Raw genomic sequence first — 16,619 nt, 5'->3', positions numbered from 1 at the left:
GCAATTCCTTTTCCGAGTGATGCACGACATGCGGTCGGGCCTGGATGAATGCCCTTTGTGCAGGCCGGCGACCACGCGCGCCCGGGTTCATCACCACCATGCGCGCGCCTCACCACGACGGCCGGGGCCGTCGTTCAGCCTTTCGTTGCCAAAGGAGAAAGAGGTCGGATGCTTATCCGGCGTCGTGCGCCCACGACGCACTCAAATGCCGCGTGCCACCCCGGGCACGACAGACCGTGAAATGTTCAAGACTTGATCGAAGCATGACTGCACGCCTCAGCGCATCAATGCGGACAGCGCCTCGAGCGATTCCACCGCGTTGCGGCCCAACACGTCGAGTTCCTCGACAATGTTGGCCAGCGGCGAATGCGCCGAAAGCTGGCCGAACAGTACGTAATCGTCGCCGACCAAGCCCACGTTCGAAAGTGGCAGGGTCGGTCCCAGACGAAGGCAGGCCTCGTTGAAGCGCGCGGGCTGTTTCACCGCACTCCTCCCGCAAAGCACCGTCGTCACGAAAATCTCCTCATCGCTCACCGACAACCGCACAAGCTGGCCGCCATAGCGCGTCAATCCCAGCTCGATCCCCAGCGGCACGCCATGCAGTCGAATCCCGGCCAGCACGTCCTGCCTGGCCGTATCCGCCTTGAGCGCATCGAACAGCGTCGGCACGGTCCACTTCGCATGCATGTGCGAAAAGTCCATGCCCTCGATCAGCTGCTCGGTCCGCTCGCCACGGCAGTGATGCAGAAAGGTCCGCACCATCGCCTGTTCGTCCGCCGTCATGTAGATGCGGGGAATCGTCATGCCCAGCTTGCCCATCCGCTCACGCAGCGCCTTCTGGCGCTGCGCGCCTGGGCTGAGATGCTTGCCGGCGGCCATGGAATTCCCCTGAACAATAGTTACGCTTAACGTTACGCGTAACTATACGCCAGCAGCTGGGGTACAGCAAGCAAAAGCGTGAAGAATCGACGCAAGTTCATGTCCGTGCAGTCACGATGGACAGCCACGACCACCGGCCAGGACGCGCCGTCGAATACGATCGAAGCCCACCGATGCATATCCGGCATCGTCAGGCGCTTGGCGCATCTCGCGTGCTCCCGCTACCATGCACAACCCGCCACGCAACGGGCGGCACCCTCATGGGCCTATAGCTCAACGGTTAGAGCAGGGGACTCATAATCCCTTGGTTCCAGGTTCGAATCCTGGTGGGCCCACAAGGACTTAAGTGTTGGCGCGCGTGTGCGGGAAACCATAAAGTGGCCGCTTTGGCCACTTTATGATCTCCTTGAAAGCATAAAGTGGCCATCCTCGGATGCACAGGCACCGATGCGATGTCGTGGGAAGGATGCAGAACGCCAACCACTCCTCGGCAACCGACCAGCTTCGCCAGCGAAATTCCCGCAGCCGGCAAACTGGCTGCCATCAGCATCATCGCGTTGCCGATGGTTGACGTCGAGCCTAGTCAATATTGAGTGGCCGATCACTGAGCAGTCGGTGATCGGCCAGTAGCGGACGTTCAAACGCTGGAGTTAGGCCGCATGGTGTGCCAGTGGGGTGCCGACGACAAGCCAAGCGACAAGCAGGACGACCACAATCTTGACCGCCAGTTCGCCGAGCGATCGGGACCAGACCTGCGACGAGCCATCTGGGTTCGACCAGCCCCCCGCCACCTCGTCGTCCAGTGTTACGAGGTGGCCGAGTGCCGCCCACGCCGAGATAAGGAGCGCGGGCATGCCACACCAACGTGCTGCTCGAGAATCGAAAACAACCGCCGCCAAGAGCGACGCCGCCAGCGAGGCAACGAAGAGACCAAGGACGACACGAGGGAATGTGCGCATCTTTAACGGCCTAACGCTGGAGTTGAGAGGCGGCGAGGCCGCCCGCCTCTGTAGAAAGCAGCCTAATCTTAGCGACGAAGTCCGGCAAAGCTCTTGAAGGCACGATCAGCTCCAGCTGAGACACTGCTTCGACGTCGGTTAGCGGACTGCCCGCTTTGGGTCGAGCCCGGCCCTCCGGAGCATCCTCGGTCGCGACTATGGACGCAAGGGCTGCGTGCGGCCAGAAACGGACATTCAACGAGTTAAACGGCGGCGAAGCCGCTTATGTCGACTCCCCGTAATCTTGATCCAGGCATAACTGGAGGTCTCCGGGCAAACTAGCCCCAAGGAGACCCAAGATGCGCAAGAGCAAGTTCACCGAAAGTCAGATCGTCGCGACGCTGAAGCAGGTCGAAGGCGGTCGGCAGGTCAAAGATGTGTGCCGCGAGTTGGGCATATCGGACGCCACGTACTACGTGTGGAAGTCCAAGTACGGCGGGATGGAAGCGTCCGACATACAGCGGCTGCGCGACATCGAGGCGGAGCACGCCAAGCTCAAGCGGATGTATGCCGAGCTGGCGATGGAGAACCACGCGCTGAAGGATCTGATTGCAAAAAAGTTGTAGACCCGGCGCACAAGCGCCCGCTGCTGACGTGGTTGATGAATCACTACGGCTGGAGCGAGCGCCGGGCCTGTCTGGCGATGGGCTTGTCGCGATCAACGGCGCGTTACCGCCGCCGACCGGATCGGGACGAGGAAGTGATTGCGCTGCTCGCTGAACTGGCGGAACGGTTTCCAGAGCGTGGCTTCGGCAAGCTGTTTCAGCTGATTCGACGCCGTGGTCTGGTGTGGAACCACAAGAGGGTGTGGCGCGTGTATTGCCGGATGCAACTCAATCGCCGCCGACGCGGCAAGAAGCGTGTACCGAACCGGCATCCGATGCCCTTGGCGGCTGGCGAGCAGATCAACGCTAGTTGGTCGATCGACTTCATGTCCGACGCCCTGTGGGATGGGCGGCGCTTCCGGACGTTCAACGTGATTGACGACTTCAGTCGCGAAGCACTGGCCATCGAGGTCGACCTCAACCTGCCCGCCACGCGTGTCATCCGCACGCTGGAGCGGATTGCGGCCTGGCGCGGCTATCCGGCCAAGCTTCGCCTGGACAACGGGCCGGAATTCATCGCACTGGCGCTGGCCGAATGGGCCGAGCGCAAAGGCATCACTCTGGACTTCATCGAGCCCGGCAGGCCCATGCAAAACGGCTTCATCGAGCGTTTCAACGGCAGCTTCCGCCGTGGCGTGCTCGACATGTACATCTTCCGCACGCTCACCGAAGTACGTGAGCACGCGGAACGGTGGCTGGCCGACTACAACAACGAGATTCCCCACGACAGCCTCGACGGGCTCACGCCCGTCGAATTCCGACTTCAGAACGACCCGGCAACCTCTAATTTAGCTTGGCACTGATTTCTGGGGAGTCGACAGGGCTGGTCAACTCTCTTACTTCTTGCCGACGGCGGCCAGTTTATACGTCTAAAAAGGCACGGCTTGGAGACGAGGGTTCTGACAAGGCTTAGGCTATGCACACAAAATTTTGCACGCGCCCGAAGACAAAATAGTGAAGTCTTTCCGGTGGGTTCGGGTGGTTAACTGTGCGCAACTATCGCTGCTCTAGTCGGCTTCGCCCACGCCGCGGCTCCATGCACGCCTCGGTTCTATCCGCGACGTGCATGGAAGACCACTCGGTCAATGCTTCGTGATTATCTGACGATGCATGGGTGCGAGTTTCGCCAGAAGCTTGTTCTGCGCGCGAAACGGGATGTCACGCTTGCTCATCGCGCGCTGGAGATCCTCGACCAGGGCATTGAAGGCGGCATGGTCGATGTTCATGCCCCGGTGTGCCGCGGCCATGTCCTTTCCGGTGTAGGTGCACGGTCCGTCCAGGATCACGCAGAACTGATCCACCAGTTCTGCCTTGATATGGTTGCGGTCGGCATTCTCGAAGTAAGGCTTGGTTACCGGATCGGCCATCAGGTTGTCCATGAAATCGTTCATCAGTGCGACGAGACCGGGTTTGCCACCGAACTCCTTGAAGACCGGCTTCAGGGCAGGGTCGCGTGGTGCTGCGGGGTAGGCATCGGCGCTCGTGTTGTTCTGTCCGGCGGACATGGCGTTCTGTGCCGAGGCGACGGTGCTGACGAACAAGCCTGCAGTCAGCAGAAAGATGAAGGTCGTAGTCTTGTACATGGCGGGAATCCTCGATGCGTGATGGGTGTCAGAAGCCGACCTGCACGGATGCGTACATGCCCTGCTGGTTGCTCTTGATGACGACGTTGCCGAGATTGACGTAGGCGAGGGTCACGGAGACGTTCTTGGTCGGGGCCCAAGCCACGAAGGCGTCGTACCAGTCGTCTTCCCGCGCGATGTTCAGATTGTTCGGCTTCTGCCGATACTCCGCGCCGATTGCCCAGTTGCGACTGAGCAGATATGCCAGCGAACCCTCGAGCTCGGCTTGGTAGCCGTTGTGCTTGTCGCCCCCGAAGCCGAGGATTCCGATCTGGTTAGCCTTGGTGAAACGGAGCGTGGCATTGGCAAGCAGGCTCTGCGACAGGAACAACTTTGTCGCGCTGACATAGTAGTCAATGCCATGGTCGCTCTTCGCGCCAATTGCGTGCAGGATCGCGCCCTGGTTGTTCTTCTTGTATTGCATGCCGACGGCCACCTGCGGCACCCAGGTGTCCTGGTCGAGCACGGCATTGCCGAAAAGACGAACCTTCACGCCAACCACATTCTGGCGGAAGGTGAACCCACGACCGAGCCCGAGGGCCGCACCGACGTCCTCGGTATTGAAGCGCTGCTGCGCCACTGAAATCTCGACACGGTTGTCGATGCCGATCAGGGCTCCGGCGTCGTCGAGATGGTAGTCCTGCACATTGACACGGGTGTAGAAGGCGTTGGCGCCGATCTGGCCCTGCGTTCCGTATCCCCCGATCACGGCCCATGGCGTCAGGCCGCCACCTGCCGAGCCCTCGATCTGCGAGACGCCGCCCGTAAGCAAGAGTTTTCCGCTGATATTCAAGGGCGTTGCGCCGCTATCTCCGGCAACGGCGGGAAGAGAGATGAGGCCGCCCAGCAACGCCAATGCGGCTGCGAGTAGCTTGTAGTTCCGTAGGAATGGATGCATCGTCGAGCTCTCCGTCAATGACGCGACTACCGCGCCCCTATGGGCGGTACGAGATGAAATGCTCGAGGGATGCAAAAGAATGGGCTCTAGTGTTTCAGGGCCACATGCCAGGTGCCGTTGACGCCATTGCCCAATGTGACACCCGCCGCCGTGTCACCCGCGTATCTGTAGAGTGGGTGTCCCAGGTAAGTCCACTGTCGAGAGCCATCATTGCGGACGATCACACCGTAGCTCTTCGAAGGCTTTGCATTCGCGGTGGCAAGGTACGGCGGCCATAGCCTGGCACAGATATTCTCGCAGTGACTGGAGCCACCCTGGCCATCCCGATCATAGGTATACAGCGTCATGCCATCGGCACTGACCAGCCGATGGTGGGCATCTGAGTGCGGGGGTGTTTTCGTTTGCGCGACAGCGAGCGTGCCGTACACGCTGAGCACACTCCAAAGTGCTGAAGTAATCCAGATCCGTACGTTCATTGAATTGTCCCTGGCGTGAGCAGGCACTTGCCTACCTATCCAGCTACGTGCCGAACGGTCGCCTGGATGCAAATACTCGGTACCGCGTCGACTTGACGCGCAGACATGCCCGTTCCACCGGAATGAGGGCACCTGATACGACGACCGCACCCGCCACGAAAGTGCACAGGTCTGAGCAGGCTGGGGGTCGGCAGGGACGCCCGGGGTTCAACTGTCGAGCGGTCGCGCGGAGCGCCCACTGGAAAACCGGATGACTGTGCTCGAGGCCCCAACGAGACCCTTGGCGATGACCGGTCCGGTGGGTTGTCCGGTTGGTGAACCACCCGGCGGCTCTACCGATACAGCCAGTGCCGCCCCCCGGCCAAACCCGGCCAGGAGCTTGGGACCCAGCGACAAGGTCACCGGCGCGTCGCCACCGATCATGCCCAGCGCGATGGGACGCTGCCCCTTGGGAATCAGCCATAGCTCGGGCTCCCGCCCCTGCGCGATGGCTTGCGGGCGAGTCGGTACGATGACAACAAGGCGATGGTCGAGATCCACGGTCGCCGTCCAGCCGACCTGGCCATTGCCCTGTGTGATCGCAGAGGCAAGGTAGGTCGCCGTCGGACTGGAATGGCGCGGGCTCACCACAAGCAGGACCAGGCAGGCCGCAGCCAGCAGGCTCGCTCCCAGCCCAAGTACCTGCCAGAACCGCAGGTTGTCCCACCAGCGAAAGGGGGTAGCGGCAGGGTGCTTTGCCGTCGAAGGCTGTGCCAGCGCCAGCTGATGGCGGATCTGTTGCCAGACGTATTCCGGAGGATCGATCGACACACTCTCGGCAATGAGCGGCAAAAGCCGGCGTTGCCACAGCGCCACGGCAGTGGCCACGGCATCGCTGGCGGCTATGTCGCGTTCCATTTCAGCCCTGGCATCGGCGTCAAGCACGCCAAGCACGTATTCGGCATAGCGCAGCTGCGAGTTGCTGTCATCGGTCGGTATATTCATGGGTCCAGGCACGTACGGAGCTGTAACAGGCTGCGACGGATCCAGCTTTTCATGGTCCCTAAAGGCACTTGGCAACGCGCAGCCAATTCGTTGTACGTAACGCCGGAGAAAAAAGCTTCACGGACCGCACGCCGCTGCTGCGGTCTGAGTTGCTCAAGGCATTCGCTCAAGCGCAGATAGTCCTGTGACTGTTCGGCTCCCTCTGCCGGGCTTGGCACGTCGTCTTCCAGATCGTTCATCAGGTCCGGATCGTCGAGCACCTCTTCTTTGCGCTGGCGGAGTCGGTCAATCGCCTTGTTGCGAAACAGCGTACCCAGCCAGGTGTTTGCGCTGGCCTTGGCTCGATCGAACGTTGAAGCCCGATGCCAGACCGTAATCCAGGCTTCCTGCAACACCTCTTCGGCAGTGCCGCGCTCACGCAGCATACGCACGCAGAGTCCATACAGACGAGGGGAACTGATCCGGTAGAGCTCGGCGAAGGCCGACTGGTCACCGGATGCGGTCTTCAACAGCAGTTCGTCCTGCACGTCCTTCACGTCTTGCTCGATCGCTCGACCTGGCTGCATGGGCGTGTGTCCATCGTTGGCGGGCCGGCTCAAGCAGACCGCGTGGTCGTGTGGGCCAGATAGCTCTGGCCATTCCTGGCGACCACACGGGTCGCTCCCACCAACGTATACGTTGCCATTCGCCAATTAGATCTGTGAACGGAGAAAGCCCGCAGCCTTCTCGTAAGTGTCCGCGATATCGGGGTGAATCCCATGGCTCAAGACATATATGAAAGTATATTGATCGCTCTGATCTTTTTATTTTATCTGTATGTCTCAGCTCTGTAGGCTGATGTTCACGGGATTTCCAGCTGCAAAGCAGCATCGACACCCAACGGACAACAGCTGCCACAGGGGCAAATGCACGCCATGAGTTCTTCGAAGAAGCCAGGTCGGCGCAGTCAGGCGTGGTTCGGCAGTGCGGACAAGAGTGGTTTCCTCTACCGAAGCTGGCTGAAAAACCAGGGCTATCCGGGTGACTTGTTCGATGGACGTCCCGTCATCGGCATCTGCAATACCTGGTCCGAGCTGACGCCTTGCAACGGCCACTTCCGCGAACTGGCCGAATACGTCAAGCGCGGTGTCTATGAAGCGGGTGGCTTTCCGCTCGAATTCCCGGTGATGTCGCTGGGCGAGACTCAGATGCGCCCCACCGCGATGTTGTTTCGCAACCTCGCCAGCATGGATGTCGAAGAGTCGATCCGCGCCAATCCGATCGATGGCGTGGTACTGCTGATGGGCTGCGACAAGACCACCCCGTCCCTGATGATGGGCGCGGCAAGCTGCGACATTCCGACTATCGGTATCTCCGGCGGCCCGATGCTCAGCGGCCGCTGGCGCGGCCAGAAGATCGGCTCGGGCACGGGTGTCTGGCAGATGTCGGAGATGGTCCGCGCGGGCGAGATGTCACACGAGGACTTCGTCGAGGCGGAATCCTGCATGCATCGCTCGAAAGGCAGCTGCATGACCATGGGCACCGCCTCCACCATGGCCAACATGGTCGAGGCGCTGGGCATGTCCCTGCCCGAGAACGCCGCTATTCCGGCCGTGGATTCGCGGCGCTACCAGTTGGCTCAACTGAGCGGCCGCCGGATCGTGCAGATGGTCCACGAGGATCTGCGCATGTCCAAGATCCTTACCCGCGAGGCCTTTGAAAACGCCATTCGCACCAATGCCGCGATCGGTGGCTCGACCAACGCAGTGATCCACCTGCTGGCCCTGGCAGGTCGCATCGGCGTCGAGCTGAACCTGCAGGACTGGGACGAGCTGGGCTCCAAGCTTCCCTGCCTGGTGAACCTCCTTCCGTCGGGCGAGCACCTGATGGAGGACTACTACTACGCGGGCGGCCTGCCTGCCGTCCTGCGCGAGATCGCCGCACATCTTCATACGGATGCATTGACCGTCAATGGGCATACGCTTGGGGAGAACATAGCCAATGCCCCTTGCTGGAACCGGGATGTCATCAAGACCATGGACGAGCCGGTCAGGGCCGAGGCCGGCATCGCCGTATTGAGGGGAAATCTCGCACCCAATGGCGCGGTGATCAAACCCTCGGCAGCCTCGCCCCACCTTCTGAAGCATCGTGGTCGTGCGGTGGTCTTCGAGAACATCGAGGACTTCCATGCACGCATCGACGACGATGCACTGGACATCGACGAAACCTGCGTGATGGTCCTCAAGAACTGCGGACCACGCGGCTACCCCGGCATGGCGGAGGTCGGCAACATGCCGCTACCGCCAAAGTTGCTCAAGCGGGGCATCACCGACATGGTGCGCATCTCCGACGCCCGCATGAGTGGCACGGCTTACGGCACCGTGGTGCTGCACACATCACCGGAAGCCGCCGCCGGCGGCCCGCTGGCACTGGTGCGGGACGGTGACATGATCGAACTCGACGTGCCGGGACGCCGGATCCATCTCGAAGTTGGTGATGAGGAGCTTGCGCGCCGCAAGGCGAACTGGAAGGCGCCCGAGACGCCCACGCGTGGCTGGTACAAGCTCTATGTCGAGCATGTCCAGCAGGCAGATCTTGGCGCGGACCTGGACTTCCTCGTAGGCGGCAGCGGCGCTGACGTACCGCGCGACTCGCACTGAACGCAAACCGCGCCGATATGGCTAAGGCACTCACGGTCATGCTGACCGTGAGACCGCGTTCATCGTCGATATCAAGAATACCGATGGACCCTAGTCGAGATCCTCGACTCCATAGACCTCGGTGGCCGTGGTCTTCATGGACCGCAGCATGATGCGGGCAGCCGGCGAAAGCAGCCAGTCAGTCCGGGTGATGATCCCGAACGCATCCATTTTGCAGGTGAGCTCGATCGGCAGCACGGACACGACACGATGATCCTCGTAGTAGTTGGCGACATCGGTGGGCACCACGCTCAGATAATCGGTCTCCCGCATCATCTTCAGCACGAACACCAGCGCGGTGGTCTCGATCATGCGCTCGGGAATGGGTAGCCCGGCGTTCTGGAACATCAGCTCGAAGCGATGCCGCAGCACGCTTCCCACCGGTGGAACCACCCAGTCGGCCGCGGCCAGGTCGGAGAGCCTAAGGCGCCTTTTCCTCAGCAACGGGTGCCCGACGCGACCGATGGCGCAGATATTCTCTTCGGCAAGAGCCTGATAATGCAGATGGGACTTGTCGTGTCGTGCGAAAAGACGCGCCACGATGATGTCCAGCTTGTTCTGCGCAAGGCGCTCCAGAAGAACATCGCTGGTGTCCACGGTCAGCGACACCCGGAGTTTCGGATGTTCGCTCACCGCCAGCTTGATGGCGTCGGGGACAAGCGTGACGCTGGGCCCCTGGATGGATCCGAGGTTGACGGTTCCGGCATGACCGGTTTTCAGCGCCTCGATTTCGTCACCCGCTTCGCCAAGACTGGCCAGGGCGACCCGGGCATGGCGAATCATCGCTTCACCGAACCATGTGGGCCGCATGCCCCGCGGCAACCGGTCGAACAACGCCACATTCATCGAGTCCTCGAGGTCCTTCAGGAGCTTCGATGCGGCTGGCTGCGACATGTTCAGTGTCTCGGCCGCGCGATGGATATTTCCCTCTTCCTCGATCGCGACCAATAGCAACAGATGGCGAGTCTTGAGTCGCGCGCGCAGAAACCATGGGCTTTTTTGTTGCATTGCAATGCCTCAAGAAATAATCGTTTTGAACCACAAGCCTTAATGCATTGGCGTATCTCAATTAACTGACGTATCCAGCCAAATTCCTTTTTGCTGCATTGCAATGTCTCAAAAAATATGTGCGTTTATATATGTCTTTTTCGATAAATAGTATTTGTTGTGTATACCTGCTGTCTCCAGAATAAGCAACGAACGGATCGGGATTCGTTGTGCCTGGGGGAACTCTCCGGTTCGTCGTCCAAACAGGAATATCCGCAAAGCACGAGCCGACCATGCACCCGCTTCAGATCGTTCTTCGCAGCCTCGCGTTGTGCACGACCCGTTAATCCAAGCGCGAATTCGGCACAGATAACCGGTTACCGCAATCGCAGAACAAGAACCATCGCCGGGGCGACCTGCATGAGCTCGGCTGGGAGAGGAAGTACCTACATAGCTCGCTTTCCGATGGGGAGAAGGCGAAAGCAAATGGACGGCACGACCCGCGAGCGGCGTCATGCCATGCCTATACCGAGGGGAGGTTTATAGTGACTCGCAATGATCGTTCATCACTCGTCCGGACGCTGATCACAACCGCAATCGCCGCAGCCTTGCTGCCGACCGCGGCACTCGCGTCTCCGACAAGCACATCAACTGTGGGCAGCGCGCTGTCTGTGGCTCCGCAAGCAGCAGTCTCGCAGGACCAGTCGCAAGCCAAGAAAAGCGACTCCAAAAAGTCCAAGAAAAAAGAGTCGACCAAGGCAGACAGCAAGAAAGCCACCAATCTCAAAGGCGTCACCGTCTCGGCCGACTCGTTGCGGATGAGCATGCAGACGGCGCAGCAGATCAAGCGCGACTCAGATGCCATCGTCGACGTAGTCGTGGCGCAGGACATCGGCCAGCTTCCCGACAATACCGCCGCCGAAAGTCTCGCCCGTATCGCTGGCGTGCAGGTCTCGCGCTACGACGACGACACCAGCAACGTGCTGGTGCGCGGCCTGCCGGATATCGTCACCACTTACAACGGACGCAACATCTTCACCGCCGAGCTTCGCCGGGTCCAGTTGCAGGATTTCCCTTCCCAGGCCATCCAGGCCATCGAGGTATACAAGTCGGGCACTGCCAATCTGCTCGCTGCGGGACTGGCAGGCCTGATCAACGTGCGTACCCGCCGACCATTCGACTTCAAGGGCCGGGTCATCGCCGGTGGGTTCCGCGAGACCTACAACGACGAGAACGGCAGGTACGATCCGAATGGTAATTTCCTTTACTCGAACCGCTGGAAGAACAGCCTCGGCGAGTGGGGCTTTCTGGGCAATCTGACCTACGCCCAGGAGCACTATCACAATGGCGTGCGCTACAACGGCACCTACATCACCCAAGTCAGCCCGGGATCGTCCGTCAGCCCGACGTCGGTCGGCCAGAGCTTCTATTACCCCTATAACGTCGGCCTGTACAACGACGGCGGCAAGCGGGATCGTCCGTCAGCCAACTTCGCCGTGCAGTTCAGGCCGAACGGGAATTCGGAGTACTACCTGGAGGGTATCTGGCAGGGCTATCGCGGACGCGGCTTCACCGACAATTTCAACGATGACGTCCGTGGCGGCGACCCGACCTTGACCGACGTTGTTCTGGTACCGGGCACCGAACAGGTCCAGAGCCTGGTCAAGAGTGGTGGCTACGCACCCCAGATGTATCGATCCACCGGTGCAGACCAGACCAATACTTACCAGTTGGCGACCGGCGCCAAGTGGTACGACGGCGATCTGACGTGGTCGACCGACCTGGCCTTCACGACGAGCCAGTACAGCGCACGGAATTGGAGTCTGGATTCGGCACTGACCACACCACAGGAGACCGTGGTCAACTTCATGAAGGATGGCGGCGCAGCCTTCAGTCTGCCCAACTTCAACATCAACGATCCCAGCAACTACATCTGGCGTGGCTTCTACGAGCGCCGCTACAAGTCCAACGGCAGCGGTTGGCAGTGGCGTGCCGACGGTGAGTGGGACACCCCGTGGAGCCTGTTCAACACACTCCAGTTCGGCATCCGCACCACCTCGCGCAAGGCCTCACTCGAGCAAGGCTCACGCTATGCCTATACCCTGCCCCTCGCCATTCCGTTAGCCAGTCTCCCGGTAGGTCCCCTGGTGCTGACCGGCAACCCGTTCCGCGGCAGCGCGCAGAGTTTCACGCAGTACCTGCAGCCGACACGCAATGGCATCGCCGGTAGCTACGCCCAGCTCGAGCAGCTTTCCATCCAGGCACTGAAGCAACTGGTGGCACTCAATCCTGGCGACCAGGGCTACCTGAGTGACCTGCAGGCCTTCCAGGCTGGTGACGTGGCACTCGATCCCGCTGCCGCATTCAGTGCCCGTGAGTACAGCTACGCGGCCTACGCACAGACGAAGTACAACTTCAATCTCGGCCCGATGCCGGTGGACGGCCTCATCGGCTTCCGCGCGGTCAATACGGTCGGTTACTACTCGGGCACATCGAACGTCACCAACGCAACCGGCACGCTGAGCAAGGTGCCCCGGACCGACCATCAGAACTACTGGGATATCCTGCCGAATGTCAGCATGCGCATCCATTTCACGCCGAAGCTGCAGTTGCGGCTGGGCTACACCTATACGCGGACCCGGCCCGACTTCTCCCAGCTGAACCCGGCGCTCAACATCACCCAGGTGCAACAGGGCACCATCACCAATCCGAACGATCCAGCCGCAGCGGTGACTGCGTATGGCTCGGGTGGCAACCCCAACCTCAAGCCGCTGACCTCGCACAACTACGACGCGAGCCTGGAGTGGTACTTCGCCAAGGATGGCTATGCCAGCGTCGCTGTGTTCGATCACGAAGTGAACGGCTTCATCAGTAACTACACGCGGTACGTGAAAGACCCGACCTACGGCCTGATTCAGCTGAGCCTTCCGGAGAACGCCGGCAAAGGTCATATCCGCGGCCTGGAGGTCAACTATCAGACCTTCCTGACCTTCCTGCCCTCGGTATGGAAAGGCCTGGGTTTCCAGTACAACTTCACCTACCTGGACGGCAAGAACGCCATCCCGACCTTCGACTCGACGACCGGCGCCTTCAAGTACAGCAGCCCCGTGGAAATCACTGGCCTGTCCAAGTACACCTACAACGCCTCGATCTTCTACGAAGGTCACGGCATCACCACACGCCTGTCGTTCAACCACCGCTCGGGCTGGATCAACTGGTACGGCTACGATCCTGCTGGCGGAAACACCTACAACGGCACCCGTGCCCGCAGCCGACTGGACTTCTCATTCAGCTATGACCTGACCAAGCAACTCAGCCTCAACGTCGACGTCAGCAACCTGCTGGCCCGCCCGTTCCAGGACTACACCGGCTATTCGGGCTACAAACTGGTGTACGAACAGGACGTGCGTGACGAGGGTCGTTACTTCGGCGCCGGCCTGCGCTTCCAGTTCGGCAAGTAGGACCGCCGAAACAGGCTCGCCGCGGCCTCTCCAGTCATGGCTACCGGAGAGGTCGCGGCGAGAATGCATGCCCGCGCAAGCTCGCATGAAACCACCGCCCAACACACTCATTGCTGCCTACGGGCAAACGCGCCACGACCGCAAGACGCGAAAGCTCGCCCAACGTCTCGCCGAGGGTGGCCCGGGCAGGCACCACATCACGCCCTACCTGCCGAGGTGAAGCAAACATGTCCAAACCCATCCGCATCGCCGTCGTCGGCATGGGGAAGATCGCCCACGACCAGCACCTTCCCGCGATCCACGCCGACCCCGGACTCGAGTTGGTGGCCACCGTCAGCCGGCGCGGCGAAAGCGTCGGCGACCTGCCTCATTTCAACGACATCACCGAGCTGGCTGCAAGCGGCTTCGAGGTCGATGCGGTCGGGTTGTGCACGCCACCGCAGGTCCGCTGGGCCATCGCGCAATTCGCCATCGAACAGGGTTGGCATACGTTCCTGGAGAAGCCGCCCGGAGAAACGCTGAGCGAGGTCATCGCCCTGCAGGAGGCGGCCAAGGCTCAACGTGTCAGCCTGTTCGCCAGCTGGCACTCGCGCTACGCTGCTGGCGTCGAGCCGGCCCGCGAATGGCTCAGCAAACGCACCATCGAGCGCGTGACCATCACCTGGCGCGAAGACGTCCGCGTCTGGCATCCGGGACAGACCTGGATCTGGGAGCCCGGCGGCTTCGGCGTGTTCGATCCGGGCATCAACGCGCTTTCGATCGCCACCCGCATTCTTCCATCGCCCTTCTTTGTCCAGCGCTGCGAGCTCGACATGCCGTCCAACCGCGATGCGCCGATCGCCGCACGCGTGGCCTTCCGCGACACCTCGGGCGCCGTCATCGACATGGACCTGGATTTCCGCCAGGAGGGCAAGCAGAGCTGGGACATCGTGGTACGGACCGACAGCGGCATCCTGACGTTGTCGGAGGGCGGCTCGGTGCTGCACGTCGACGGCACGACCGACAGCCCACGCGGCCTCGACCTAGCCGGCGAATATCCCGGACTCTATCGGCGCTTCGCCGACATCATCCGCGAGGGCATCTCGGACGTGGACCTGCGTCCGCTTCGACTGGTGGCCGACGCCTTCCTGTGCGCGCGCCGGATCGAGGTCGAACCATTTGTCGAATAGGTCGCGGCATGCCACCAAGCGATGACCGACATGATGAAAAAGCGACACCTGAGGGCATGGATATTTGTCGACCTGCAGCGCGCCACTAAAACCAGATCCGGCAACTCCTTTACCTGACGCCCTCACAGATCACGATATTCGGCACTGAGATGCGATACGACACACCATCGCATTCATTGCAGCCAGCGAGAAAACGACCATGAGCCGATACCTGACCACCGTCCTCGCCGGATTGCTGATGGCGATAACCGCCTCGGCGACGGCCAATACCCACGACAGCCAATTCGTGATGTCGTCCAACGGCAGGCAGCTCACCGTCGACGGCAAGCCGTATCTGGTGCTCGGCATCCAGTTGCACAACTCCAGCGGCTTCCCCGCCATCCTGCACCGGCTGGCCCCGGCCATCGCACGCAGCGGTGCGAACACGGTGATGGTGCCGATCGGGTGGGAGTCGATCGAGCCCCGCGAGGGCCATTTCGACTTCTCGGTGCTGGACGGTCTGGTGAAGGAGGCGCGTGCCCAGCATGTGCGCCTGGCCCTGCTGTGGTTCGGCACCTGGAAGAACGCCACGATGTCCTACGTACCGGCATGGGTGAAGCGGGACACCCGGCGCTTCCCGCGTGTGATCGACGCCGACGGCCACCCGATCGATGTGCTCACCCCGATCGCCGGCGCCAGCCGCGATGCCGACGCCCATGCGTTCGCGGCGCTGATGGGTCACCTCAAGCAGATCGACGGTCGCCAGCGGACGGTGATCATGGTGCAGGTCGAGAACGAGGCCGGCACGCTCGGTGCCGACCGTGACCACTCCGCACGCGCCAACGCGCTGTTCGACGGACAGGTACCTGCGGACATGCCGGACGCCAAGCCGGGAACCTGGACGCAGGACTACGGCGTGCGTGCGCCCGAAGCTTTCATGGCCTACTACACCGCGCGCTACATCGGCGCAGTGGCGGCAGCGGGCAAGAAGGTGTACGACCTGCCGCTGTACGTGAACGTGTGGCCACGCCAGCAACCAGGTCTGCTGCGTCCTGGCCAGAGCAGCCCCAGCGGCGGCGCGGTGTCGTGGCTGCTGCCGCAGTGGAAGGCGCTGGCACCGGCCATCGACGTGGTCGGCGTGGACAACTACGACACCAACGTCGCGCCCTATACCGCCATCGCCGACGCCTACCGCATCAAGGGCAACCCGCTGTTCGTGCCGGAGACCGGCCACAGCATGGCGCATGCACGCCACGCCATCTGGACGGTGATGCGACCGGATGCCGTGGGCATCTCGATGTTCGGCATCACCGACGATTTCGCCAGCGGCAAGAGCGACTGGAAGTCGTCGCCAATGGCGGTGAACTACCACCTGTTGCGTCGCGCCGCATCGTTTCTGATCCCGCTGCGCAATGCCGGCAAGGTGCGCACCGCGATCGAGGAACGCGGCCTCGCCAACATTCCCATGCACTTTGACGACGTCGACCTGGTGGCGCGCTTCGGCGAAGTACGCGATGGCTACGGCGGACCTCGCGGCCAGGGCAATGCCGACGTCTCCGGCCGCGTCATCGCCGCACAGGTGGCACCGCATCGCTTCCTGCTGCTGGGCACCTCGGCCAATGTGAAGTTCGCGCCCAAGCTGGGCACTATGGGCCACGTGGAACTGCTCACCGTCGAGCAGGGGCACGTCGAACACGGCCGGTGGATTACCGATCGCCTGCTCAATGGCGACGAGACCGCCTTCGGCCTGATCTTTCCTCACGACGGCACGCAGCTGATGGTGACCGAGCAGGTGATTCAGTGAAAACCTCACGTCGTACTTTCCTCAAGGCCGGGGCGGTCCTCGCCGGCCTGGCGCAAGGTCCGGGCGCGTGGGCGGCCCT

12 protein-coding genes and 1 tRNA gene are annotated in these 16,619 nt (G+C 61.5%); 6 read left to right on the top strand and 7 right to left on the bottom strand.

Going from position 1 to position 16,619, the window contains the following annotated elements; translation table 11 throughout:
• Positions 1-276: 276 nt before the first annotated feature.
• Positions 277-879 (bottom strand): DUF2170 family protein, encoded by a 603-nt coding sequence (locus tag RA164_RS00480; protein ID WP_329742034.1) that lies wholly within the window; start codon positions 877-879, stop codon positions 277-279.
• A 262-nt stretch (positions 880-1,141) separates the two neighbouring features.
• On the opposite strand from RA164_RS00480, the gene RA164_RS00475 reads away from it, so the two are divergent.
• Positions 1,142-1,214: transfer RNA gene (locus RA164_RS00475), tRNA-Ile, on the top strand.
• Positions 1,215-2,176: 962 nt separating this feature from the next.
• Positions 2,177-3,285 (top strand): IS3 family transposase gene (locus RA164_RS00470; RefSeq protein ID WP_329742033.1). Its coding sequence is split into 2 segments (ribosomal slippage): positions 2,177-2,438 and positions 2,438-3,285, totalling 1,110 coding nucleotides; the frame shifts between segments, so codons are not numbered across the junction.
• 279 nt (positions 3,286-3,564) lie between these two features.
• Here RA164_RS00470 and RA164_RS00465 read toward each other — a convergent pair.
• From RA164_RS00465 to RA164_RS00445, 5 genes are all read right to left on the bottom strand, one after another.
• The gene (locus RA164_RS00465; protein ID WP_329742032.1) at positions 3,565-4,023 is read right to left on the bottom strand and encodes a group I truncated hemoglobin; all 459 of its coding nucleotides are present in this window, start codon (positions 4,021-4,023) and stop codon (positions 3,565-3,567) included.
• A 70-nt stretch (positions 4,024-4,093) separates the two neighbouring features.
• Positions 4,094-5,002 (bottom strand): DUF3034 family protein, encoded by a 909-nt coding sequence (locus RA164_RS00460; protein ID WP_329742031.1) that lies wholly within the window; start codon positions 5,000-5,002, stop codon positions 4,094-4,096.
• Positions 5,003-5,088: 86 nt separating this feature from the next.
• Positions 5,089-5,478 carry a COG4315 family predicted lipoprotein gene (locus tag RA164_RS00455; RefSeq protein WP_329742030.1) on the bottom strand — a complete coding sequence of 130 codons (390 nt, stop codon included), beginning with the start codon at positions 5,476-5,478 and terminating at the stop codon, positions 5,089-5,091.
• Positions 5,479-5,685: 207 nt separating this feature from the next.
• Complete coding sequence (locus RA164_RS00450) at positions 5,686-6,462, bottom strand: anti-sigma factor (RefSeq protein ID WP_329742029.1); 777 nt, start codon at positions 6,460-6,462, stop codon at positions 5,686-5,688.
• Positions 6,459-7,028: a sigma-70 family RNA polymerase sigma factor gene (locus tag RA164_RS00445; protein WP_329742028.1), complete on the bottom strand. Its 570-nt coding sequence runs from the start codon at positions 7,026-7,028 to the stop codon at positions 6,459-6,461. Before RA164_RS00445 ends, RA164_RS00450 begins: the two co-directional genes overlap by 4 nt.
• Before the next feature lie 348 nt (positions 7,029-7,376).
• Between RA164_RS00445 and RA164_RS00440 the strand changes: the two genes are divergently transcribed.
• Positions 7,377-9,101 carry an IlvD/Edd family dehydratase gene (locus tag RA164_RS00440; RefSeq protein WP_329742027.1) on the top strand — a complete coding sequence of 575 codons (1,725 nt, stop codon included), beginning with the start codon at positions 7,377-7,379 and terminating at the stop codon, positions 9,099-9,101.
• 90 nt (positions 9,102-9,191) lie between these two features.
• On the opposite strand, the gene RA164_RS00435 is transcribed toward RA164_RS00440, so the two are convergent.
• Positions 9,192-10,148 carry a LysR family transcriptional regulator gene (locus tag RA164_RS00435; protein ID WP_329742026.1) on the bottom strand — a complete coding sequence of 319 codons (957 nt, stop codon included), beginning with the start codon at positions 10,146-10,148 and terminating at the stop codon, positions 9,192-9,194.
• 650 nt (positions 10,149-10,798) lie between these two features.
• Between RA164_RS00435 and RA164_RS00430 the strand changes: the two genes are divergently transcribed.
• From RA164_RS00430 to RA164_RS00420, 3 genes are all read left to right on the top strand, one after another.
• The gene (locus RA164_RS00430) at positions 10,799-13,588 is read left to right on the top strand and encodes a TonB-dependent receptor (RefSeq protein ID WP_329742025.1); all 2,790 of its coding nucleotides are present in this window, start codon (positions 10,799-10,801) and stop codon (positions 13,586-13,588) included.
• 227 nt (positions 13,589-13,815) lie between these two features.
• Positions 13,816-14,757: a Gfo/Idh/MocA family protein gene (locus RA164_RS00425; RefSeq protein WP_329742024.1), complete on the top strand. Its 942-nt coding sequence runs from the start codon at positions 13,816-13,818 to the stop codon at positions 14,755-14,757.
• Positions 14,758-14,956: 199 nt separating this feature from the next.
• Positions 14,957-16,540 carry a DUF5597 domain-containing protein gene (locus RA164_RS00420; RefSeq protein WP_329742023.1) on the top strand — a complete coding sequence of 528 codons (1,584 nt, stop codon included), beginning with the start codon at positions 14,957-14,959 and terminating at the stop codon, positions 16,538-16,540.
• Positions 16,541-16,619: the final 79 nt, after the last annotated feature.

It is taken from the genome of Dyella sp. A6 (genome assembly GCF_036320485.1).
Lineage (GTDB): Bacteria > Pseudomonadota > Gammaproteobacteria > Xanthomonadales > Rhodanobacteraceae > Rhodanobacter_A > Rhodanobacter_A aluminiiresistens.
The sequence above is the reverse complement of the archived record's forward strand: the minus strand, read 5'-3'. Positions and strand labels throughout refer to the sequence as shown.